Source organism: Burkholderia sp. YHN3-13 (assembly GCF_055810675.1).
Genome location: NZ_JBVVNQ010000010.1, coordinates 149,189 through 171,511 on the forward strand (window position 1 = coordinate 149,189; position 22,323 = coordinate 171,511).

Consider the following 22,323-nt stretch of genomic DNA (forward strand, 5'->3'; position numbering starts at 1 on the left):
GGGCGTAACGGCGATCGGAAACGGGACGTCGCAGCGCGGGCGCAAGCGCGTAGAATGCGCGCTTCGATGAATTTGACGGAGACGCACCGACCATGAACGATCAGCGCAAGAAGAACCCTGTTCGCAACGTGAGCATCCTGATCGTCGTGGCCGTGCTCCTCGTGATCGGGACGATCCTGTACAACGCGATTTCGCAGAAGCGGGCGTACGACGAGGCCCATCCGGCCGAGGCCGCGAGCGCGGCATCGCACTGACGTGCCGGTACGCGGCCCGGCCGGGCCGCGCACGCGGGGCATGCGAAGGGGCGCAATCCGCGGCTTCCGGCGCGACGGGCGCCGCGCGGGGCCTTGACGGCAGCGGGCGCCGAACGAGGCGCGCCGCGCATTCGGGTCAGCCGTGCGTCAACGTGACGCAGGGGCGAATTTCGGGCGGATCCGTGCGTAGAACACGGCCGCGAGCAGCGCGAGCCACGCCGCGCCGACATACAGCGCGACACGCGTATCCTCGAACCAGCCGAGCATCACGATCACGAAACCCATGAACGCGATCGTCAGCGCCGGCGCGGCCGGCCACAGCGGCACCTTGAACTTCAGCGCGGCGACTTCCGCGCTCGACAGGCGGCGGCGCATCGCGACCTGCGACAGCAGGATCATCAGCCAGACCCATACGGTCGCGAACGTCGCGATCGCGGCGACCACCAGGAACACGTCCTTCGGCATCAGGTAGTTGAGCAGCACGCCGACGAGCAGCGCGCCGGCCATCACGAGCACCGTGACCCACGGCACGCCGTGCCGCGACGTCGTCATCAGCACGCGCGGTGCCTGGCCCTGTCGCGCCATCCCGAACATCATGCGGCCCGCGCCGAAGATGTCGCTGTTGATCGCCGAGATCGCCGCGCTGATCACGACCAGGTTGAGGATCGTGGCAGCCGACTTCACGCCGAGCGCCGAGAAGATCTGCACGAACGGGCTGCCGTCGCTGCCGACGCCCGTCCACGGGCTGATCGACATCAGCACGACCATGGTCAGCACGTAGAACAGCAGGATGCGCGCGGGCACCGCGTTGATCGCGCGCGGAATCACGCGTTCCGGATCCTTCGCCTCGCCGGCGCTCATCCCGATCACCTCGATCCCGCCGTACGCGAAGATCACGACCGACAGCGACGCGACCAGCCCGCCGATGCCGTTCGGCAGGAAGCCGGCGTGGTTCCACAGGTTCGCGAACGTCGGCACGTCGGCCGAATGGCCGAAGTGCATGCCGGACAGCAGGATCGCGACGCCGCCGCCGATCATCGCGACGATCGCGCCGACCTTGATGATCGACAGCCAGAATTCGAGCTCGCCGAACACCTTCACGTGGCACAGGTTCAGCCCGCAGATGATCGCGACGACGCCGAGCACCCAGATCCATTGCGGGACATCCGGAAACCAGAAGCCCATGTAGATGCCGAACGCGGTGATGTCGGCGATCGCGACGATCACCATTTCGAGCGTGTAGGTCCAGCCGGTGACGAAACCCGCGAACGGGCCGAGGTTCTCGGTCGCGTAATGGCCGAACGAGCCGGCGACGGGTTCGCGCACGGCCATCTCGCCGAGCGCGCGCATCACCATGTAGACGGCCGCGCCGCCCAGGATGTACGCCAGGATCACGGCCGGGCCCGCGAGCTGGATCGCGGACGCCGAGCCGTAGAACAGGCCCGTGCCGATCGCCGAGCCGAGCGCGAGAAAGCGGATGTGCCGCGCGCTCAGGTGGCGCTGCAAGTTTTTCATCGAGTCTCCGATATCGTTATGCGACGGACCGGGCGAGCGGGGCCGGTCCGATTGGCTCAAGTTGTCTATACAACTTGAATGTGAACGAATGATAACAAGCCGGGCCGGGTGACCGGAATCGGGTATTCCCTGACTGGCGCGGCGAGCGGGAAGGGGCGTGGGGCGGTCGCGCGACGGATGCGCGGGCCGCGTGGAGCGGGCGGGTCATGCTTCGGGGATCGCTGAGTCGGGGCGCGCCGGTGGCCGACCCGCGGCGTGCGCGGGCCGGCCCGACGGCGCGGGTAGTCGGGGTCAGGCGGGCAGGCGGATCACGCTCGCATCCTTGCGGATCAGCAGCGACGACGCAAGCATCTGCTTGCATTGGTGGGCAAGCACTTTCAGGTCGTGCGTGAGCTCGGCGCCGACCGCATCGGATTTCTCCGCGGACACGACCATCGCGTCGAGATCGCGCGTGATCTGCTTCGACGCTTCGAGCTGGTCGGCGGGCGGCGGCTCGCCGGCCTCGGCCTTCTCGAGATTGTCGAGCACGGCGGCGAGGCCGCGATGCAGCGCGTCGTCGTGCTCGATGCTGCCGTCGGCCGAGCACGCGTTGCGGATCAGCGGCGCGGCGGCCGTGATCTGCGCGCCGAGCACGTGCGTCTGCACGAGCAGGTCGTTCAGTTCGGGCACGAAACGCTGGTGCGCCTTCGGCTCGATCATCATCCGCTGGAACGCCTGCCCGAGGTTCGCGAACGCGATGTGCACGTCCTTGCGCGCCAGGCGGTAGCGGTAGTCGTCGTCGAGGCTCGTGGCCGGCGTTTCGACCGCCGCGGCGACGACCGGCACGACGGCGGCGCCGTCGGCGGCGGGCACGGGCGGCGGCGACGCGCCACGCCCGGCGCGCCACACGGCCTCGAAATACTTGCGGGTCGCGGTGAGCATGTCGGCGACCTGCTTGCCCATCAGCCGGTATTCCCAGTACGGGAACAGCCGGCTCGCGGCGATCGCGATCATGCAGCCGACCACCGTGTCGATCGCGCGCTCGCCGATGATCCGCATGCTGCCCGGTGCGAGCAGGTGAAACATCAGCAATACGTACGACGACGTGAACACGACGCTTGCCGCGTAATTGAACAGCAGCAGGCTGTAGCTCATCACCATCGACCCGAACATGATCGCGATCAGCAGGTGCGGCTCCTTCACCGTGTAGATCAGCGCGATGCTCGCCGCGCAGCCGATCAGCGTGCCGATGATCCGCTGCGCGTTGCGCTGCTTGGTCAGCGAGTAGCCGGGCTTCAGGATGATGATGGTCGTCATCACGATCCAGTACGCGTTCGTGAGCGGCAGCAGCCGGCCGATCCAGAAGCCGACCGCCACCGCGATCGTCACGCGCAGCGCGTGGCGAAAGCTCGGCGAGCGCATGTTCAGGTTCGAGAAGATCAGCAGCGGCGACATCCGGCGGCGCTGCAGGAAGCGCGTGAGCGCCTTGTCGATCTTCAGTTCGGTTTGCTGCGGATCGGTGTGGCCAGACAGGTTGCGGCGCATCCGGTCGATCAGGCGCGTCGCGCTCCAGATGCGCCGGAACGTCGCGAGCACGGCCGCGTACGCTTCCGCGTTGGTGGCCGCGAAGTTCTTCTTGCGCATCAGCTCGATCTCGTACTCGATCGCGCGCAGCTCGGCCTTCACGCTGATCCGCGAATGCGGCGCGCGGTTCTCGAGCACCGCGAGGCCGATCTCCTCGAGATCGGCGGCCGCCTTGCGGATCAGGTCGCGGTAGAAAATGATCAGATCCGAGCCGCCGAACGTGTTGCGCACCAGCGGGTAGTCGGTGTGGGCGCCGACGAACAGCTCGTGCAGGTCGACGCTGTTGATGAACAGGTTGTACATCGTCGTGCGGCCGGGATCGAGCTTGCCGCGCCGCAGCTTCGGCAGGTTGCGCAGCACGATGTCGCGCGCGGTTTCCTGCGTTTCGACCGCGGTGATCTGCCGCGCGACCAGATTGCGGTAGCATTCGTCGAGATCGGCGTCGAGATCGTAGAACTGTGCGCGCGCCAGCAAGTAGTCGGCACAAGCGAACAGGCTCTCGGCCAGCGCCTGCTGCTCGATCCGGCGCGCCTGCCATCGCGACACGAGCGTGGCCCAGTACGTGTACCAGAGGCCGCCCGCGAGAATCCAGCCGGCGTTGATGAACGCCTGCAGCGGCGTGAACTTCTCCTCGAGCGTCATCACCATCATGAACAGCGTCGCGAAGCTGATTTGCGGCCAGCGGTTGCCGTAGACGACGATCAGCGACAGCACGAACGTGAGCGGCACGATCGTGAGCCACAGCGCGAAGATGTTCGGTGTCGCGAGGCCGGTGGCGAGCGCCGCGAGGAAGCCGATCACGCTGCACGCGAGCATTTCGTTGTGCTTGTACTTGAGCGGGCCCGGCATGTCGACGACGCAGGCGCCGAGCGCGCCCGTCGAGATCGTGAAGCCGAGTTCGCGGTTGTGAAACACGATCAGGCACAGCACGGCCGGCAGCGAGACGCCGACCGCGATCCGCAGGCCGCCGAAAAAGTACTGGCTGTAGAAAAACTTTCTGATTTCGACCGAATAGCGCATCGATGGGCTGAATGGCAGACGAAGACGCCGGGGCGGCGTATTGACTGGCGACGAGTCTATCGTATTTCGCGGTCCGCAAAACCTGGCTTTCCGGCAGAGGTTCGCGGCGGCGGTCCATTTGCTATCCTTGGTGATCCTGTTCGCCCGGCCCGGCCGGGGCGAGGTTCCGACGCCCGCTTCATGCTCCATCTCTTCTATTCGAACCGTCACGATACGCTGGCCGACGCGCTGCTCGAGGATCTGGCCGCGTTCCCGGCCCGCAACGGCCCGTGGGCGCCGCAACAGGTCATCGTGCCGAGCGCGGCGCTGCGCCGTCGTCTCGAGCTCGACATCGCCGCACGCAACGGCGTGTGCGCGAACGTCGAGTTCACGTATCTCGCGCAGTGGCTGTGGGCGCAGATCGGCCGCGTGATGGAGGTGCCCAAGCGTTCGCCGTTCGCGCCCGACCGCCTCGTGTGGCGCTGCTACCGGCTGCTCGCGCAGGCGGCCGACGGCGCGCCATGGCTCGCCTCGCCACGGCTGGCCGCGTACCTGTCCGCCTCCGACGATGCGATGCGCTACGAGCTCGCGCACCGCGTCGCGGCCGTGCTCGATCATTACCTGACCTATCGCCCCGAATGGCTGGCCGCCTGGCAGGCCGGCGAATCCGTGCTCGCGGGCGACGCCGCGCCGCGCGGGATCAGCGACGCCGCACGCGACGACGAGCGCTGGCAGGCCGCGCTGTGGCGCGCGCTGCTCGCCGAGCTGAGCGACAGCGGCACGCCGCCCGCGCACCGTTTCCTCGTCGAGGCGCGCCATCTCGATGCTGAAACGGTCGCGCGCGCGGACTGGCCGGAATCGGTCAGCGTGTTCGCGCTGCCGACGATGCCGCCGCTGCACGTCGCGTTGCTGCGCGAGCTGTCGCGCTGGATCGACGTGCGCGTCTATGCGCTGAACCCGTGCCGCGAATTCTGGTTCGACATCGTCACGGCCGCGCACGCCGAGACGCTCGATGCGGCCGGGCGGCTCGACTATCAGGAAGTCGGCCATCCGCTGCTCGCCGAGTGGGGCCGGCAGACGCAGGCGCAGCTGCACATGCTGCACGAGCTGACTGAAAGCGCCGCGTCGGGCGATGCCTCGCGCTTCGTCGAGAATCCCGCGCCCACGTGGCTCGCACGCGTGCAGAACGCGATCCTCGAGCTGCGGCCGGAGGCCGAAACCGGCGACACGCCGGCCGAGCGCGGCATCGAGGTGCACGTGTGCCACAGCCTCGCGCGCCAGCTCGAGGTGCTGCACGACCGCCTGCTCGCGTGGTTCGACGCCGATGCGAGCCTGCAGCCGTCCGACGTGCTGGTCGCGGTGGCCGACCTCGCGGCGGCCGGGCCGCTGATCGATGCGGTGTTCGGCACGGCCGGCGCCGGCGGCGCGCGCGTGCCTTACCGGATCACCGGCCTGCCGCCGTCGCAGGCGAACCCGGTCGCCCGCGTGCTGCTCGACTGGCTCACGTTGCCGGAACGGCAGGTCGGCGCGCCGGAGTTGGTCGAATGGCTGCGCGTCGATGCGGTGGCCGCGCGATACGACATCGACGCGGCCGCGCTCGAGACGGTGCAGACCTGGCTCGCGGCCGCCGGCGCGCGGCGCGGGCTGTCGCCGCTTGTCAGCGACGACGCGGCCGTGCCCGCGCCGCGCCATACGTTCTCCGATGCGCTCGCGCGGCTTTTTCTCGGCTATGCGATGCCGGAAGGCGCGGCGCCGATCGGCGCGTGGCTGCCGATCGAGGCGGCCACGGGCAGCGAGGCCGAACTGCTCGGCCGGCTGGCGCGCTTTACCGACGATCTCGACGGCTTCGCGCGTCGCCTGGCCGAATCGCACACGCCGAGCGGCTGGAGCGAACTGTTCGCCGATACGCTCGCGCGCTTCTTCGATTCGGGCGCCGCATATGCGGACGCGCTGGCCGGCGTGCGCGATGCGCTCGACGCGATGCTGGCCGCGATGACGGAAGGGGCGCCCGACGAAGCGTTGCCGGCCGCGGTCGTCCGCGCGGGGCTGGCCGCGGCGCTCGACGATCCGGCGCGCGGCGGGGTGCCGTGGGGCGGCGTCACGTTCTCGTCGCTGACGAGCCTGCGCGGGCTGCCGTATCGCGTCGTCTGTCTGCTCGGGATGGACGACGGCGTGCTGCCGAGCCTCGCGCGCGCGGACGAATTCGACCTGATGGCCGTGTTGCCGAAGCTCGGCGACCGGCAGCGCCGCGACGACGAGCGCAACCTGTTTCTCGACCTGCTGCTGGCCGCGCGCGACCGGCTGCTGATCGCCTATACGGGCCGCAGCATCCGCGACAACGCGCCGTTGCCGCCCGCGGCGCTCGTCGACGAACTGCTCGATCATCTGGCGATCGTCACGGCCGGGCCCGACGCCGCGCCGGACGCCGTCGATGCCGCGCGGCGCGCGTTCATCGTCGAGCATCCGCTGCAACCGTTCGCTGCCGCGTATTTCCAGCCCGGCAGCGCGCTCGTGTCCTACGACGCCGAGCGGGCGACGCTCGCGTCGCTGCTCGCCGCCGAAGCGTCGCGCGACGGCCCGCGCGAATTGCCGTTCTTCGCGCAGCCGCTGCCGGCCGAACCGGTCGAGCCCGTCGCGTTCAGCGAATTCGAACGCTTCTGGCGCCATCCGGCGCGCGCGTTGCTGCGCGGCCGGCTCGGCATCGTGCTTGCCGACGCGCAGGCCGAACTGCTCGATACGGAACCGTTCTCGCTCGACTTCGCCGGCAGTGATGCGCTCGCCGAGCGCGTGTTGCCGCTGTTGATCGAATCGGACGAGGGCACGGTGCATGACCACGCGCTGCGCATTGCCGATGCGAGCCCCGAACTGCCGGGCGGCGCGACGGGCACGGTGTGGCGCGATCAGGCGCTCGGCTCGATGACGCAGCTTGCGTCGAGCGTGCGCCGCGCGCTGGCCGACGGCATCGAGCGGCGGCCGTTCTCGCTCACGGTCGTGCCGGCATGGCCCGATACGGAGCAGGCGTTGTTCGGCACGGACGACGCGATGCTGTCGGCCGACGCGGTGAGCGCGCCGCTCGAATTGCAGGGCACGCTGAACCGGTTGACGCCGGCCGGGCAGATCATCTATCGCTACGCACGACCGAGCGCGCGCGACTATCTGTCCGCCTGGCTCGCGCATCTCGTGTACTGCGCGGTCGAGCCCGGCGGGCCGCGCCGCACGCTGTGGTTCGGCAGCGGCGGCGCGTTCGAGCTGACGCCCGTCGCGGCGCCGCTGGAACGGCTCGCGCCGCTTGCCGCGCTGTTCCGCGCGGGGCGGCGGATGCCGCTGCGGTTCTTTCCGCGCAGCGCATGGGCGCGGGTGTCCGACGGCGAGGCCAAGGCCGCGAGCGTGTGGATCAACGAACGTGTCGTGAGCGAAGCGGACGATCCGGCGATCGCGATCGCATGGCGCGGTGCGCACCCGTCGCTCGACGAGCCGTTCGGCACATTGGCGCGGCTCGTGTTCGAGCCGCTGATCGAGCATCTGAAGGAGGTTGCATGAGCGCCGTGTCGCAGCCGCAGCAGGCGCTCGAACTCGACGTGTTCGCGTGCCCGCTCGACGGCGTCAACCAGATCGAGGCATCGGCCGGCACCGGCAAGACCTGGAACATCTGCGCGCTGTACGTGCGCCTGCTGCTCGAGAAGGATCTCGGCGCGGACGAAATCCTCGTCGTGACCTTCACGAAGGCGGCGACGGCCGAGCTGCACGAGCGGATTCGCAGCCGGCTCGCGCAGCTTGCGCATGCGCTCGATACGGGCGACGACGGCGGGGACCCGTTCATCTCGCGCCTGCTCGAGACCACGCTCGGCGCAGACGGCGCGCTCGATTCCGAGACGGCCGCGAAGCGCATCCGGCGCGCGCTGCGCGCGTTCGACCAGGCCGCGATCCATACGATTCACGCGTTCTGCCAGCGTGCGTTGCAGGAAGCGCCGTTCGCCGCCGCGATGCCGTTCGCGTTCGACATGGAGGCCGACGATGCGTCGCTGCGCTTCGAACTCGCGGCGGATTTCTGGCGCACGCGCGTCGAACCGGCGGCCGCGCGCTGGCCGGGTTTCGCGACCTGGCTCGTCGAATCGGGCGCCGGCCCGGCCGCGCTCGATGCGCAGCTCGCGCGCCGGCTGAAGAAGCCGCTCGCCGCGCTGCGCTGGGACGGCGTGACCGAGCCGGACGAGTCGGCCGAGGCCGCCGCGGCCGAATGCTTCGCCGAGGCGGCGCGGCTGTGGGCGGCCGAGCGCGAGACGATCGACGCGTTGCTGCGCACGGCGCAGCCCGCGCTCAACCAGCGCTCGCACAAGCCCGATGCGGTCGCCGATGCGCTGGCCGCCTGGACGGCGCATTTCGCGCAGGGCGACGCGACGGCCGCGCTGCCGAAAGCCGCGCTGAAGCTCACGCAATCCGCGCTGACGAAGGCGACGAAGAAAGGCGGCGTGACACCCGAGCACGCGTTCTTCGACGTCGCCGATGCGCTCGAAGCCGCGGTGGCCGCCGCCGAGGCCACGCAGCGCGCGCGCTGGCTCGCGCTGATCGCCGACTGGCTCGACGTGGCGCCGGGCGAGCTGGCCGAGCGCAAGCGCACGCGGCGCGTTGTGTCGTTCGACGATCTGCTGGCGAACCTGTACCACGCGCTGCATGCGCATCCGTGGCTCGCCGAGACGTTGCGCGCACGCTATCCGGCCGCGCTGATCGACGAGTTCCAGGATACCGACCCGCTGCAGTTCGCGATCTTCGACCGGATCTTCGCGCCGGGCGGCCCGCTGTTCCTGGTCGGCGATCCGAAGCAGGCGATCTACAGCTTCCGCGCGGCCGATCTGCATACCTATCTGGCGGCGCGCGCACGGGCGAGCGCGTGCTACACGCTCGCGGTCAACCAGCGTTCGACGCCCGCGATCGTCGACGCGTGCAACCGCTTCTTCATGTCGAATCCGCGCGCGTTCGTGCTCGACGGGCTCGACTATTACGCGGTGCGTGCCGGCACGCGCGTGCGCGCGCCGTTCGTCGACGAAACCGATCCGGGCCCGTCCGGCGACTTCCGGGTCTGGGCATTGCCGGGCGGGGAAGGCACGTTGCTCAAGCGCGATGCGCAGGCACAGGCCGCGCAGGCGTGTGCCGCCGAGATCGCGCGGCTGATGCGCGGCGCGCGCGAAGGGCACGTGCGGCTCGGCTACACGCCGCTGTCGCCGGGCGACATCGCGGTGCTCGTGCAGACGCACCGGCAGGGCAGTCTCGTGAAACGCGTGCTCGCCACCTGGGGCATCGGCAGCGTCGAGCTGGCGCAGGCGTCGGTGTTCTCGACCGGCGACGCCGAGCAGCTCGAACGCGTGCTGGCGGCGATCGATGCGCCGGGCGACCTGCGGCGCCTGCGCGCGGCGCTCGCATCCGACTGGTTCGGCCTCGATGCCGGTGCGCTGTGGCGGATGGAGCAGGGCGACGGCGATGCGTCGAGCGGCGCGTCCGACAGCACCGACGCGATGAGCTGGGTCGAGCGCTTCTCGCGCTATCGGCTGCTGTGGCGCGAACGCGGTTTCGCGGTGATGTGGCGCACGTTCACGCGCGAGCTGCGGATCGCCGAGCGGCTGATGGCCGGTGCGGACGGCGAGCGTCGTGTGACCGACATCAACCATCTGGCCGAACTGACGCAGGCGCGCGCTTCCGCGCAGCCGGGCATCGCGCCGACGCTGCGCTGGCTCGCCGCGCAACGGCTCGACGGCGGCGGCGAGGAAGCGCAGCTGCGGCTCGAATCCGATCGCAACCTCGTGCAGATCGTGACGGTGCACAAGTCGAAGGGGCTTGAATACGCAATCGTGTTCTGTCCGTTCCTGAACGACGGCGGATTGCGCGAACCGCCTGCGTCCGCGTTGCCCGATGCGCGCGAGTATCACGACGAAGCGGGCGACGCCGTGCTGCATTACGGATGCGACGACGAGGCGGCCGCGCACGCGGCGCGGCAGGCGTTGCGCGAGCAGGCCGCGGAACGCGCGCGGCTCGTCTACGTGGCGCTCACGCGTGCGGTCTATCGTTGTTATGTCGTTGCCGGGCCGTACCTGTCGTCGCGCTCGACGCGCGAAGCGCGGCGCAGCGTGCTCAACTGGCTCGTCGCCGGCGCCGGCCAGTCGTTCGATGCGTGGCTCGACGAACCGCCCGACGAGGCTGCGCTCGAGGCGGCGTGGCGCGCGCTCGCGGGCGGCCCCGTGAGCGTCGCGCCGCTGCCCGTGCCCGCGCGCCGCGAGCGTCTCGCGGCGGGGCACGACGCCTCGCAGACGCTCGCGGCGCGCCACGCGACGCGTGTGCTGCGCGACGCGTGGCGGATGGCGAGCTTCAGCTCGCTGACCGCGTCGATGGCGCGCGAGGAGGCGGGCGTCGCGGCCGTGCCCGACGACGAACTGCGGCCCGATCACGATGCGCTTGCCGAGGTGACGCCGGACGGCGAATGGCACTTCTCGGAGCCGGCCGCGGCGGAACCGCCGGACGACGACATCCTCGTGTTCCCGCGCGGGGCCGCGGCCGGCGAATGCCTGCACCGCCTGTTCGAACTCAGCCGCTTCACGGAGCCCGAGTCGTGGCACACGGCCGCGCTCGGCGCGCTGCATGACCGGCCGGTCGAGGCGGAGCCCGAGCTCGCGACCCGGCTGCCGGCGATGATGGCGCAGCTGGTCGACGATGTCGTGCACACCGAGCTCGTGCCGGGCATGCGGCTCGCCGATCTCGATCCGGCGAAGCGGCTCGACGAAATGGGGTTCCTGTTCCCGGCACCGTCGCTCGACCTGGCGGCGCTGCGCCGCTTGCTGGTCGCGCACGGCTATCCGGACGTCGCACTGGAGGCGGGCACGCTCGCCGGTTTCATCAAGGGTTTCATCGACATGATCGTCGAACACGATGGCCGCTTCTGGATCGTCGACTGGAAGTCGAACCATCTCGGCACGACGCCGGATGCCTACGGCCCGCGCGCGCTCGACGTCGCGATGGCCGATCACGCGTATCACCTGCAGGCGCTGCTCTACACGGTCGCGCTGCATCGCTACCTGCGCGGACGGCTGCCCGACTACGACTACGATACGCACATCGCGGGCTACCTGTACCTGTTCGTGCGCGGCGTGCGGCCCGGCTGGCGCAGCGGCGGCGAGCCGTCCGGCGTGCATGCCCGCCGGCCCGCGCGTGCGCTCGTCGAGGCCCTCGACCGCATGATGGAAGGGAGGCGCGCATGAACGCGTCGGACGACACGCTCGAATTCACCGGCGGCCTCGTCGCGCGGCTGCCCGAGCCGGCCGATTTCGGCATCGCGCTTGCGGAAGGCTTCGCGCGTCGCATCGGCGAACTCGCGCGGCGCGCCGGCGCGCCGTCGGCCGCGGCACGCTGGGCGGCGCGCGCCGCGTTCGCGACAAGCCGCGCGACGGCCGGCGGCCACGTGTGCGTCGCGCTCGGCGCACTCGCGCAGCGCTACGACGCACCGCTCGACGAGGTGCGCGCCGCGCTTGCCGCGAGCGGCGTGGTCGCGTTCGGCACGCTGGCGCGCGGCGACGAGCGGCCGCTGATCGTCGACCGGCACGATCACCTGTACCTATCGCGCTATTTCGATTACGAACGGCGGCTTGCCGATGCGCTCGTCGCACAGGCCGGGGTTGCCGGTCCGGACGAAGGCCTGTCGCCCGACCGGCTGCGCGACAGTCTCGCGCGCTATTTCGGGCCGGCCAACGGCGAAGTCGACTGGCAGCGCGTGGCGGCGATCGTCGCGCTGACGGGCCGCGTGACGATCGTCAGCGGCGGCCCCGGCACGGGCAAGACGACGACGGTCGTCGGCGTGCTGGCCTGCCTGCTCGACGCGCACCCGGGGCTGCGCATCGCGCTGGCCGCACCGACCGGCAAGGCCGCGCAGCGGATGCAGGAAGCGCTGCATGCACGGGCCGGCGACCTACCGCCCGAACTCGCGGCACGCCTGCCCGACACGTCGTATACGCTGCACCGGCTGCTGGGCGGCGGCGGGGCGGCCGGCTTCCGCCATCATCGCGACAATCCGTTGCCGTACGACCTGATCGTCGTCGACGAGGCGTCGATGATCGACGTCGCGCTCGCCGCGCATCTGCTCGACGCGCTTGCGCCGGGCGCACGGCTCGTGCTGCTCGGCGACAAGGATCAACTGGCCGCGGTCGAAGCGGGGGCCGTGTTCGCCGAGTTGAGCGCGCGGCCCGCCTTTACGGCCGCGGCGCGCACGCGCATCGCACAGGCGCTCGGTATCGACGAGGCGACGTTCGTCGCGGCGTTGCCGGTGCCGGACGAAGCCGCAATCGCCACCGCGGCGGGTGTGCCGACCGCACGTCCGGCTTCCGTTTCGGCGCAGGCGTTGCCTTCGGCATCGGCTTCCGTTTCCCGCAAACCGGCGTCGCGGCAGAAGGCCGATCCGCGACAGGCATCGCTCTTCGACGACGAACCGCAGGATGACGAGGTTTCGTCGGCCGAGATCGTATCGCCACCGCCGGCAGTCCCGGCGCCGGCCGATATCGGCGGCACCGTTACCGCGGGGGAGACACCCGCATGGATCGAAGTCGACGAACTCGCATGGCTCGATGCAGTCGAGCTGCCGCCGTTCGACGCGGGCGACGCGGCGCTCGCATCGGTGACGGCAGCGACATCCGCATCGACCGGCGAAGTCGACGCCGCAGCCGCCGTCGCGCGCGCGCCGGCGCCGCTCGCGGACTGCGTCGTCTGGCTCGAACGCAACTACCGTTTCGGTCTCGATTCGCCGATCGGGCGGCTGTCGGTCGCGATCCGCGGCGGCGACGTGCAGGCCGCACTGGATGCGCTGCCCGCCGACGATACGGCCGCCGCGTCCTTCCACGACGATGCGGGCGATACGCTTGCATCGTCGACGGTCGAGCGGCTCGCGCGGCGGTTCGGCGCTTACCTCGACGCGTTGCGCGCCGCGCTGGACGCGCCGGTGCCCGATCCGCTGCCGCTGTTCGATGCGCTTAACCGGTTCCGGATCCTGTGCGCGACCCGCAACGGCTCGCGCGGCGCGGAGCACGTCAACGCGCTGGTGGCCGCGCACGTGCGGCACGCGGCGCGCGTGCCGCTCGCGGTCGGCGCGCACTGGTTCACCGGGCGGCCGATCATGGTGACGCGCAACGACTACGCGCTCGGGCTGTTCAACGGCGACATCGGCATCGCGTTGCCCGATGCGCACGGCGTGCTGCGCGTGTGGTTCCGGCGCGCGGACGGCACCGCGCGTGCGGTGTCGCCGGCCGCGCTGCCGCCGCACGAGACGGCGTTCGCGCTGACCGTCCACAAATCGCAGGGTTCGGAATTCGACGAAGCCGCGCTCGTGCTGCCGGCCTCGTTCAGCAGGGTGCTCACGCGCGAGCTGGTCTATACGGCCGTCACGCGTGCGCGCACGCGGGTGCAGGTGATCGGGCCGCGGCGCGTGCTGGCGCAGGCGGTCGCGACACGCACGCAGCGCGATTCGGGGCTCGCGGCGCGCGTCGACGAAGCGCTCGCGCGACGCCGCACGGAGGTTTCGCGATGATGATCCGCTATACGCTCGATCCGGCCGAGGTCGAATGGACGGCCGTGCGCGCACAGGGCGCGGGCGGGCAGAACGTGAACAAGGTGTCGAGTGCGATTCACCTGCGCTTCGACATCCGTGCGTCGTCGCTGCCGCCGGTGATCAAGGAGCGGCTTCTCGCGCTGTCCGACCAGCGCATCACGCGCGACGGCATCGTCGTGATCAAGTCGCAGGAATACCGCACGCAGGAGAAGAACCGCGAGGCCGCGCTGGCGCGACTCGATTCGCTGATCTCCAGCGTCGCGTTCACGCCGCGCGCACGCGTGGCGACGCGGCCGACGCGTGCGTCGAAGGAGCGGCGGCTCGAACACAAGTCGCGCCGCAGCGTGGTGAAGTCCGGAAGAGGGAAGGTGATCGACTGACGAATGAACGGCCGGCGGCGCGCGCGGCTAGCGCATCACCGTTCCCGCGCTGTCGAGCACGAAGTCGACGCAGAACACGACGAGCCGGCTCCGTGCGCGGATCGCGACGGCGGCCGTGTAGCAGTCGCGGCCTTCCGTCAGCGAGAAATGCGGGCCCATCAGCGCGACGCGTCCGGGTGCGGCGATCGCGCGCTGGAAGTACGGGCGCCGCGACCAGTTGCTGTGGGTTTCCGGGAACAGCGGCGCGAGGCGGGCGGCGACTGCCTGACCGTCGTCGGGCCGCGCGGTGATCGACGGCAGGAACTGCTCGCCGATCTCGTCGGTGACGAACACGCGGCGCGCGGCCGGCACCGTGAACACGCGTTGGGCGGCATCCTGCAGATTGCCGCTGGCGGAAAAGGCGGCCGCACCGCCCAGCACGAGTCGTTCGATCGCATCGAAGCCCGGCTGCTCGGCGATGACCGGCGGGCGCCGGCGTGCGATGAAGCGCTGCCACGCGGCGTCGAGCATCGCGGGCGCGGCCGCGCTCGCATGCGCGATCGACGCATCGGGCTGGCCGAACTGGAAACCCTGCACGAAATCGATATCGGCCTCCATCAGCGTCTGCAGCGCGTCGTCGCTTTCGACGCCTTCGGCCAGCACCATCGCGCCGGCCTGGTGCAGCATCGACACGAGGTGATGCATGATGCGGCGATCGTCGGCCGACCCGGTCGCGCGTTCGACGAGCGAGCGGTCGAGCTTGACGATGTCCGGCCGTGCGCGCCAGACGCGGTCGAAATTCGAGAATCCGGTGCCGAAATCGTCGATCGCGATCAGGAAATCGCGATGCTGGATCATGTCGATCGTGCGGGCGAGCGCGGCTTCGTCGCGCGCCGGTTGCTCGACGACCTCCAGCACGATGCGGTTCGGCGGCAACCCGAAATGCCGGCACAGCGCCTCGACGAACTCGCGCTGCACGAGGCCCGTATCGAGTACGCGCGGCGTCACGTTCAGGAACAGCCAGCCGTCGCCGATTCCCTGCGCGACGAAGTTGGCCGTGTGCAGGCAGCGCGCGAGCCGGTCGAGCAGCAGCGCGTCGGCGTCGGCACGCGTCTTGTCGAAGAGGGCGGTGGGCGAGAGCAGCGTGCCGTCCGCGTCGACGACGCGCAGCAGCGCTTCGTAGCCGACGACGCGCTTGTGCGTGATCGACAACACGGGCTGGAACACGCTGCGCAGCGTCGTGGTGCGAAAGGTGGCGACCCAGCCGCCGGGCGTCGGCGTCAGGCGTTCGAGCAGGGCGTCGAGCGACAGGTCGCGGGCGGGCTTCATGTCAACGGTGCCCGGGAGCGTACGGTGGCGCGGGAGCGGGCCGCCACGCCGATGCGGTCGCACGCGCAGGCGGACGCGAAAGAACGTGGTACATCGAGGCCGCCTCGTGCGGATAAGTGTTTCGAGTGTACCGGGATTGCAGCGGCGCGCGTATCAGGGTAACTCCAGACGCAAACGGTACACGGCCCGGCCATGGCAACGGCGCGGGGGTGCCGGGTGCCGTTCGCGTGCGTGCCGCGCATGACCGTCACGCAGCGGCGGGCGCTGCCGGCGCACATGACAACCCGACCGCATGGCGAATGGTAAAGGGCGGGGGGGACGAAAAATCCCGGCGGCGGAGACAGGCACGAACGAGATCCGCCGTCGGATGAATGCGGGTGCGCGGTGCCGCCATCCGCGATGCGTTGGCGCCCGCGCCGGATCCTCAGGCCGCTTCGCCGCCGCGCGGCCGGATGCCGGGAATCCGCTTGATCACGCCGGTCGCGAGCGCGGTGCCGACGAGTACGATCGCGCAGCCTTCGATCATGACGGCCGACACGTGTTCGCCCAGGAACAGCGCGCCCCACAGCAGCCCGAACACCGGGATCACGAACGTCACGGTAATCGCGCGGGCGGGGCCGACATGCGCGATCAGGTAGAAGAAGATGAAATACGCGATGCCGGTGCACGCGATGCCGAGGGCGAGTACCGCGCCCCAGGCGTGGGCGCTGACCGGCGCCGCCGGCCAGGTGGCGATCGCGAACGGCAGCAGCAGGAGGGTCGAGCCGATCATGCTGCCGGCCGCGTTGACGAGCGGATCGACGCCACCGAGCGTGCGCTTCGTGTAATTGGCCGCGATGCCGTACAGCAGCGTCGCGCCGAGCGCCGCGGCGGCAGCGAGCGCGGTCGCGCTGGCGCCCGTGTCGCCGTGCGCGTTCGCGATCTGGTTCCACACGAGCGTGAGGACCCCGGCAAAGCCGATCACGAGGCCGAGCGCACGCGGCAACGACAGCTTGTCCTTCAGCCACAGGTACGCGACGAGCGCGCCCCACAGTGGCGTCGTCGCATTGATCACCGACGTGAGCCCGGCCGACAGCGTCAGCTCGGCGAACGCGAACAGGCAGAACGGGATACCCGAGTTCAGTGCGCCGACGACGAACAACGGCCACGCATGGCGGCGCAATCGCGCACCGAGGTCGGCGGGTTTGAAGCGCGTCAGCGCGAAGCCGGTGAGAAACAGCGCGCCGATGCCCACGCGCAACGCCATCAGCGGCGCGACGCCGAGATCGATCACGCCGATCCGGATGAACAGGAACGACGCGCCCCACAGGGCAGCGAGCACGGTCAGCAGGAAGGCGTTCTTGGGTGACATCGATCGTGAGGGCGGGGACGGGATGCGATGAATCTTACACCGCGTTACCGCGCCGTCGTTTCACGATTCGATGAAACGACAAGAAACGGAATATCGCCGGTCGAGGGGGCAGGGCGCCACCCGTCGGCGGCCGTGCCCGGTCAGTGATGGCGCCAGCCGCCGCGTCCGCCGAAACCGAAATTGAGCGACAGCGCCGGTCCCCAATAGCCGCCCCAGGCAGGCGCATAGGCCGGCGCCGGATAGTAGTAGGCGGGGCCGGGATCGACGTACACGGGCGCCGGCTGCACCGGCGCGGCCGTGTAATAGCCGCCGGGATAGTAGCCGTACGGGTAGTAGCAGCCGGCGAGCGTCGTGCAGACGAGCGCCGCCGCGACGAGGGTCCTGTTCATGATGTCTCTCCGGCGGAGCCGGCAATCGGCAGATGCTTAAGCTTAGGCCGCGCGCCGATGACACGGTGTGCAAAACGGTAACCGATCATTTCCGGGCGGCTGCCGCGCCTATTGCGGCGCCGCATGCGAAAACGGCGCTTCCGCATCGCGGAAACGCCGTCTGGACGAAGGTTGCGCCGGGTCCGGCCGGCGGCTTACTTGCCGACCTGGTTACCGATGATGCCGCCGGCTGCCGCACCGCCGAGCGTCGACAGTGCGCTGCCGCCGATCGCCGCGCCGGCGACACCGCCGACACCCGCGCCGATTGCCGTGTCGCGCTGACGTCGTGACATCGAATCGCAGGCCGACAGGCTGGCCACCGTCGCGACGAGAAGCGCGCATACCCCAAAACGCCGAATCGAGTTCATGATCGTTGTCCTTGTGGTAGTGAGCGGAGGTCGCGCGACCGGCTGGCGGCCGCGCATGACCCCAATCTACGCGCCGCTTGGCGGGGCTGCTGTAAGGACTTGTTAAGGCTTGCGCGGTTTCGTAATCAATTGTTTCCCGTGCCGCCGCAGGCACGCGACATGCGCAAAAAAGCCCGCTCGAAAGCGGGCTTCGTGCATCGCGATGCGACCCGGCGCGGATCGCTGCTTGCGCTTACTGACGGTGATAGATCTCGGCGCCGGTCTTGACGAACTCGACCGCCTTCACTTCCATCCCTTTCTTCAGCGCCTCGGTTTCCGACACGCCCTGCTGTGCCGCGAACTCGCGCACGTCCTGCGTGATCTTCATCGAGCAGAAGTGCGGGCCGCACATCGAGCAGAAGTGCGCGACCTTCGCCGAATCCTTCGGCAGCGTTTCGTCGTGGAATTCGCGCGCCTTGTCCGGATCGAGACCGATGTTGAACTGATCTTCCCAGCGGAACTCGAAGCGTGCCTTCGACAGCGCGTTGTCGCGCACCTGCGCGCCCGGGTGACCCTTGGCGAGGTCGGCGGCGTGCGCGGCGAGCTTGTACGTGATGATGCCTTCCTTCACGTCGTCCTTGTTCGGCAGGCCGAGGTGTTCCTTCGGCGTCACGTAGCAGAGCATCGCGGTGCCGAACCAGCCGATCATCGCCGCGCCGATGCCCGACGTGATGTGGTCGTAGCCCGGTGCGATGTCGGTCGTCAGCGGCCCGAGCGTGTAGAACGGCGCTTCCTTGCACCAGTCGAGCTGGAGATCCATGTTCTCCTTGATCAGCTGCATCGGCACGTGGCCGGGGCCTTCGATCATCACCTGCACGTCGTGCTTCCACGCGATCTGCGTGAGCTCGCCGAGCGTCTTCAGCTCGCCGAGCTGCGCTTCGTCGTTCGCGTCGTAGATCGAGCCGGGACGCAGGCCGTCGCCGAGCGAGAAGCTCACGTCGTACGCCTTCATGATCTCGCAGATCTCTTCGAAGTGTTCGTACAGGAAGCTTTCCTTGTGATGCGCGAGGCACCACTTCGCCATGATCGAGCCGCCGCGCGACACGATGCCCGTCATCCGGTTCGCGGTGAGCGGCACGTACTGCAGGCGCACGCCGGCGTGGATCGTGAAGTAGTCGACGCCTTGCTCGGCCTGCTCGATCAGCGTGTCGCGGAAGATTTCCCACGTGAGGTCCTCGGCCTTGCCGTTGACCTTCTCGAGCGCCTGGTAGATCGGCACCGTGCCGATCGGCACCGGGCTGTTGCGGATGATCCACTCGCGCGTTTCATGGATGTGCTTGCCGGTCGACAGGTCCATCACCGTGTCGCCGCCCCAGCGGATCGCCCACGTCATCTTGTCGACTTCCTCGCCGATCGACGACGTGACGGCCGAGTTGCCGATGTTCGCGTTGATCTTCACGAGGAAGTTGCGGCCGATGATCATCGGCTCGGATTCCGGGTGGTTGATGTTCGCGGGGATGATCGCGCGGCCGCGTGCGACTTCGTCGCGCACGAATTCCGGCGTGATCTCGGCCAGCGCATTCGCGCCGAAGGCCGCGGCGCCGAATGCCTGGCCCGGGTGCTGGCGGCCCATCATCGCGGCGAGCTTCGCGCCGTTCGGGCCGCTCGACTTCAGGCTCTCGATGTATTCGGCGCGGCGCTGGTTCTCGCGGATCGCGATGTACTCCATTTCCGGCGTGATGATGCCCTGGCGCGCGTAGTGCATCTGCGTGACGTTCTTGCCGGCCTGGGCGCGACGCGGGTTGCGGTGCAGGCCGGGGAAACGCAGGTCGGCCGTGGCCGGATCGGCCGCGCGCTCGAGGCCGTACTGGCTCGACAGGCCGGAGAGCACGTCGGTGTCGCCGCGTGCCTCGATCCAGCGTTGGCGCAGCGCGGGCAGGCCTGCACGGATGTCGATCTTCGCGTCCGGATCGGTGTAGGGGCCCGACGTGTCGTACACGTAGATCGGCGGATTCTTTTCGCCGCCGAAGCCGGTCGGCGTGTCGGCCTGCGTGATTTCGCGCATCGGCACGCGGATGTCGGGCTGCGAGCCGGTGACATAGACCTTGCGCGAATTCGGCAGCGGCGCGACGGCAGCCGCGTCGACGTGGGCGTCGGCGGACAGAAACTTCGGATTGGCGTTCATTCGATCTCCTGTGTCGGCCCGAGTCGGCGCTTCGGCGCTTACTCGGGCCCCATGCAAAGCAATTGTGGGGCGCGAGCTAAGCAGGAGACGAGATTCGTGAGGCGGCGGGTTTCGTCAGAGGGATGGCGGCGAAATCCGTACGCTTCCCTGCGCTGGCATTATCCAGATCAGGTTCAAAGGGTATTTCTCACCCGCAATGCCGGTTGTTTGACCGGGCGCATTGCAGGACCCCCGCGTTAGCAAGGGCACACGATACACCGGCTTGGCGGCGGTTTCAACCGGGAGCGGAGCGGATGCCGCCGGGCGATCGCTTGATCGCCGCGGCCGGACCGGGCGGGGTGCGCCGCAGCAATCGCGGCCGCCGAACGGCTTCCCGGTGGGGCCGCCCAGGGCCGAGCGGTGCAGCATTCGCGTCTTCATTTTCGGCGTCTAGAATTTTTTTTTGACATCGCTGTCATTTCCGGCGGTGTGCTCCGTCTATTCGGCTCCTAAACCCATGTAGTGGAGAGATGTCATGAAAAACGTATTCCTGGTTGCCTGTGTCGCCGCGCTTGCCACGATCGCAACGGGCGCATATGCGCAGAACGATGCGATGTCGAAGGACGGCATGTCGATGTCGAAGGACGCGATGGGCCACGACGCGATGGCCAAGGACGGCGCGATGAAGAAGGACGGCATGAAGAAGGACGGCATGAAGCACGACGCGATGAAGAAGGACGCGATGGGCCACGACGCGATGTCCAAGGGCGACGCGATGAAGAAGGACGCCATGAGCCCGTCGAACTGACGAATGCGCGGGGCGCGACCGGCAGCACGCATCGCGTCCCGCCCCGACGCCTCAATCCGGGAGTCTTCATCATGCAAACGGTTCCTGTCACGGATCGCACGAGCACGCCGCCGCCCGCGCCCACGATTCATCCGCCGTGGGTGCGCGTGAGCCACTGGCTCAACGCGCTCGCGGCGATCCTGATGGCGCTGTCGGGCTGGCGCATCTACGACGCGTCGCCGATCTATCCGTCATTCACGTTCGCGCACGGCATCACGCTTGGCGGCTGGCTCGGCGGCGCGCTGCAATGGCATTTCGCGGCGATGTGGCTGCTGGTCGCCAACGGGCTGTTCTACCTCGCGATGTCGATCGCGACGGGGCGCTTCGCGCGCAAGCTGCTGCCCGTCACGCCGGCATCCGTATGGCGCGACATCCGCGCCGCGCTCGGCGGGCGGCTCGCGCATGACGACCTGAGCGTCTACAACGCGGTGCAGCGTGCCGCGTACCTGACCGCGATCGTCGATCTCGTCGTGCTGGTGCTGTCGGGGCTCACGATCTGGAAGTCCGTCCAGTTTCCGCTGCTGCGCGAACTGTTCGGCGGCTACGACAACGCGCGCGTCGTGCATTTCTGGGCGATGTCGCTGCTGGTCGCCTTCTTTGTCGTCCATGTCGCGATGGCGCTGCTGGTGCCGCGCTCGCTGCTCGCGATGCTGCGCGGCCGCTGACCTGCCCACCGCGGGCGAAGGAAATCATCATGTCGGAATCCGAAAAAAGCCGCGACGAGCCGCGCTGGACGCTCGACCGCAAGTCGCTCGAACTCGACGTGCGCCGCGAGCTCGAGATGCCGTCGCGGCGGCTCTTCAACCGGCGCGTCCTGACGCTCGGCGGCCTCGCGATGCTGACCGGCTGCACGTTGCAGGACGACGCGTCGGTCAACACGTTTCTCGAGAAAGTGTCGCGCATGAACGATCGCGTGCAGGCTTGGCTGTTCAACCCCGACCGGCTCGCGCCGACCTACACCGAGGCCGACATCACGCGTCCGTTCCCGTTCAACGCGTACTACGGGATCGACGAAGTGCGGCACGTCGATGCGTCGACGTATCGCCTCGTGCTGTCCGGCCGCGTGACGGGCAAGCGCGTGTGGACGCTCGACGAGCTGCGCGCGCTGCCGCATGCGGAACAGATCACGCGGCACATCTGCGTCGAAGGGTGGAGTGCGATCGGCCGCTGGGGCGGCACGCCGTTCGGCGCGTTCCTCGCGCGCGCCGGCGCCGACACGCGGGCGAAATACGTCGGCTTCAAGTGCGCGGACGATTATTACGAAAGCATCGACATGCCGACCGCGCTGCATCCGCAGACGCTGCTCGCGCTCGAGTACGACGGCCGCCAGTTGCCGCCGGAGTACGGCTTCCCGATGAAGCTGCGGATGCCGACCAAGCTCGGTTACAAGAATCCGAAGCACATCATGGAAATCTTCGTGACCGATACGTTCCCGGGCGGCTACTGGGTCGATCAGGGCTACAACTGGTTCGGCGGATCGTGAGCGGCGCGCGGGGCGCGCGCGTCCGGCACGCGGATTCGCGCACCTGAAGATCGACAGGCGGGCCGACCGCAGCGGCCCTGTTCGCGAACGCGTCGAGCCGACCCGTCGTC

At 69.3% G+C, this 22,323-nt stretch carries 15 protein-coding genes and 1 riboswitch; of the genes, 8 read left to right on the forward strand and 7 right to left on the reverse strand.

What is annotated here, in order from left to right; all coding sequences use genetic code 11:
- Window positions 1–92: 92 nt before the first annotated feature.
- Window positions 93–254: a hypothetical protein gene (locus AC0KUR_RS22545; protein ID WP_009688068.1), complete on the forward strand. Its 162-nt coding sequence runs from the start codon at window positions 93–95 to the stop codon at window positions 252–254.
- 147 nt (window positions 255–401) lie between these two features.
- On the opposite strand, the gene AC0KUR_RS22550 is transcribed toward AC0KUR_RS22545, so the two are convergent.
- On the reverse strand, window positions 402–1,769 hold the full coding sequence (locus AC0KUR_RS22550; protein ID WP_473376434.1) for an amino acid permease: 1,368 nt from the start codon (window positions 1,767–1,769) through the stop codon (window positions 402–404).
- 291 nt (window positions 1,770–2,060) lie between these two features.
- Window positions 2,061–4,352 carry an FUSC family protein gene (locus tag AC0KUR_RS22555; RefSeq protein WP_473376435.1) on the reverse strand — a complete coding sequence of 764 codons (2,292 nt, stop codon included), beginning with the start codon at window positions 4,350–4,352 and terminating at the stop codon, window positions 2,061–2,063.
- 180 nt (window positions 4,353–4,532) lie between these two features.
- Between AC0KUR_RS22555 and recC the strand changes: the two genes are divergently transcribed.
- From recC to arfB, 4 genes are read left to right on the forward strand one after another with little or no spacing between them, the layout of a single operon-like run.
- Window positions 4,533–7,871: an exodeoxyribonuclease V subunit gamma gene (gene recC / locus AC0KUR_RS22560; RefSeq protein ID WP_473376436.1), complete on the forward strand. Its 3,339-nt coding sequence runs from the start codon at window positions 4,533–4,535 to the stop codon at window positions 7,869–7,871.
- Window positions 7,868–11,572: an exodeoxyribonuclease V subunit beta gene (gene recB, locus AC0KUR_RS22565; protein ID WP_473376437.1), complete on the forward strand. Its 3,705-nt coding sequence runs from the start codon at window positions 7,868–7,870 to the stop codon at window positions 11,570–11,572. Before recC ends, recB begins: the two co-directional genes overlap by 4 nt.
- Window positions 11,569–13,884, forward strand: coding sequence for an AAA family ATPase (locus AC0KUR_RS22570; protein WP_473376438.1), 2,316 nt, complete (start codon window positions 11,569–11,571; stop codon window positions 13,882–13,884). Before recB ends, AC0KUR_RS22570 begins: the two co-directional genes overlap by 4 nt.
- Window positions 13,881–14,285 (forward strand): alternative ribosome rescue aminoacyl-tRNA hydrolase ArfB, encoded by a 405-nt coding sequence (arfB, locus tag AC0KUR_RS22575; protein WP_034186580.1) that lies wholly within the window; start codon window positions 13,881–13,883, stop codon window positions 14,283–14,285. Before AC0KUR_RS22570 ends, arfB begins: the two co-directional genes overlap by 4 nt.
- Window positions 14,286–14,312: 27 nt before the next feature.
- Here the strand turns inward: arfB and AC0KUR_RS22580 are convergent, their stop codons facing one another.
- From AC0KUR_RS22580 to thiC, 5 genes are all read right to left on the reverse strand, one after another.
- A complete protein-coding gene (locus tag AC0KUR_RS22580) occupies window positions 14,313–15,593 on the reverse strand; it encodes a sensor domain-containing phosphodiesterase (RefSeq protein WP_473376439.1) in 1,281 nt (426 codons plus the stop codon).
- Window positions 15,594–16,017: 424 nt separating this feature from the next.
- Window positions 16,018–16,944 carry a DMT family transporter gene (locus tag AC0KUR_RS22585; RefSeq protein WP_049035319.1) on the reverse strand — a complete coding sequence of 309 codons (927 nt, stop codon included), beginning with the start codon at window positions 16,942–16,944 and terminating at the stop codon, window positions 16,018–16,020.
- A gap of 140 nt (window positions 16,945–17,084) precedes the next feature.
- Window positions 17,085–17,333 (reverse strand): hypothetical protein, encoded by a 249-nt coding sequence (locus AC0KUR_RS22590; protein WP_049035320.1) that lies wholly within the window; start codon window positions 17,331–17,333, stop codon window positions 17,085–17,087.
- 194 nt (window positions 17,334–17,527) lie between these two features.
- Entirely contained in the window at window positions 17,528–17,740 is a 213-nt protein-coding gene (locus AC0KUR_RS22595; RefSeq protein ID WP_021162063.1) for a glycine zipper 2TM domain-containing protein, read from the reverse strand.
- Between the two features lie 232 nt (window positions 17,741–17,972).
- Window positions 17,973–19,904, reverse strand: a complete 1,932-nt coding sequence (thiC, locus tag AC0KUR_RS22600) for a phosphomethylpyrimidine synthase ThiC (protein ID WP_034186584.1) — start codon at window positions 19,902–19,904, stop codon at window positions 17,973–17,975.
- Between the two features lie 126 nt (window positions 19,905–20,030).
- Window positions 20,031–20,147: riboswitch (TPP riboswitch) on the reverse strand.
- Between the two features lie 271 nt (window positions 20,148–20,418).
- Here thiC and AC0KUR_RS22605 point away from each other — a divergent pair.
- From AC0KUR_RS22605 to AC0KUR_RS22615, 3 genes are all read left to right on the forward strand, one after another.
- Window positions 20,419–20,691, forward strand: a complete 273-nt coding sequence (locus AC0KUR_RS22605) for a pentapeptide MXKDX repeat protein (protein WP_034186585.1) — start codon at window positions 20,419–20,421, stop codon at window positions 20,689–20,691.
- A gap of 71 nt (window positions 20,692–20,762) precedes the next feature.
- Window positions 20,763–21,395, forward strand: a complete 633-nt coding sequence (locus tag AC0KUR_RS22610; protein WP_034186586.1) for a cytochrome b/b6 domain-containing protein — start codon at window positions 20,763–20,765, stop codon at window positions 21,393–21,395.
- Window positions 21,396–21,424: 29 nt separating this feature from the next.
- Entirely contained in the window at window positions 21,425–22,213 is a 789-nt protein-coding gene (locus AC0KUR_RS22615; RefSeq protein ID WP_034186587.1) for a molybdopterin-dependent oxidoreductase, read from the forward strand.
- The last annotated feature ends 110 nt before the right edge of the window (window positions 22,214–22,323 follow it).

Coding starts and splice junctions, on each gene's coding strand:
- AC0KUR_RS22545 (WP_009688068.1), top strand. CDS start 93: ATGAACGATCAGCGCAAGAAGAACCCTGTTCGCAACGTGAGCATCCTG.
- AC0KUR_RS22550 (WP_473376434.1), bottom strand. CDS start 1,769: ATGAAAAACTTGCAGCGCCACCTGAGCGCGCGGCACATCCGCTTTCTC.
- AC0KUR_RS22555 (WP_473376435.1), bottom strand. CDS start 4,352: ATGCGCTATTCGGTCGAAATCAGAAAGTTTTTCTACAGCCAGTACTTT.
- recC (WP_473376436.1), top strand. CDS start 4,533: ATGCTCCATCTCTTCTATTCGAACCGTCACGATACGCTGGCCGACGCG.
- recB (WP_473376437.1), top strand. CDS start 7,868: ATGAGCGCCGTGTCGCAGCCGCAGCAGGCGCTCGAACTCGACGTGTTC.
- AC0KUR_RS22570 (WP_473376438.1), top strand. CDS start 11,569: ATGAACGCGTCGGACGACACGCTCGAATTCACCGGCGGCCTCGTCGCG.
- arfB (WP_034186580.1), top strand. CDS start 13,881: ATGATGATCCGCTATACGCTCGATCCGGCCGAGGTCGAATGGACGGCC.
- AC0KUR_RS22580 (WP_473376439.1), bottom strand. CDS start 15,593: ATGAAGCCCGCCCGCGACCTGTCGCTCGACGCCCTGCTCGAACGCCTG.
- AC0KUR_RS22585 (WP_049035319.1), bottom strand. CDS start 16,944: ATGTCACCCAAGAACGCCTTCCTGCTGACCGTGCTCGCTGCCCTGTGG.
- AC0KUR_RS22590 (WP_049035320.1), bottom strand. CDS start 17,333: ATGAACAGGACCCTCGTCGCGGCGGCGCTCGTCTGCACGACGCTCGCC.
- AC0KUR_RS22595 (WP_021162063.1), bottom strand. CDS start 17,740: ATGAACTCGATTCGGCGTTTTGGGGTATGCGCGCTTCTCGTCGCGACG.
- thiC (WP_034186584.1), bottom strand. CDS start 19,904: ATGAACGCCAATCCGAAGTTTCTGTCCGCCGACGCCCACGTCGACGCG.
- AC0KUR_RS22605 (WP_034186585.1), top strand. CDS start 20,419: ATGAAAAACGTATTCCTGGTTGCCTGTGTCGCCGCGCTTGCCACGATC.
- AC0KUR_RS22610 (WP_034186586.1), top strand. CDS start 20,763: ATGCAAACGGTTCCTGTCACGGATCGCACGAGCACGCCGCCGCCCGCG.
- AC0KUR_RS22615 (WP_034186587.1), top strand. CDS start 21,425: ATGTCGGAATCCGAAAAAAGCCGCGACGAGCCGCGCTGGACGCTCGAC.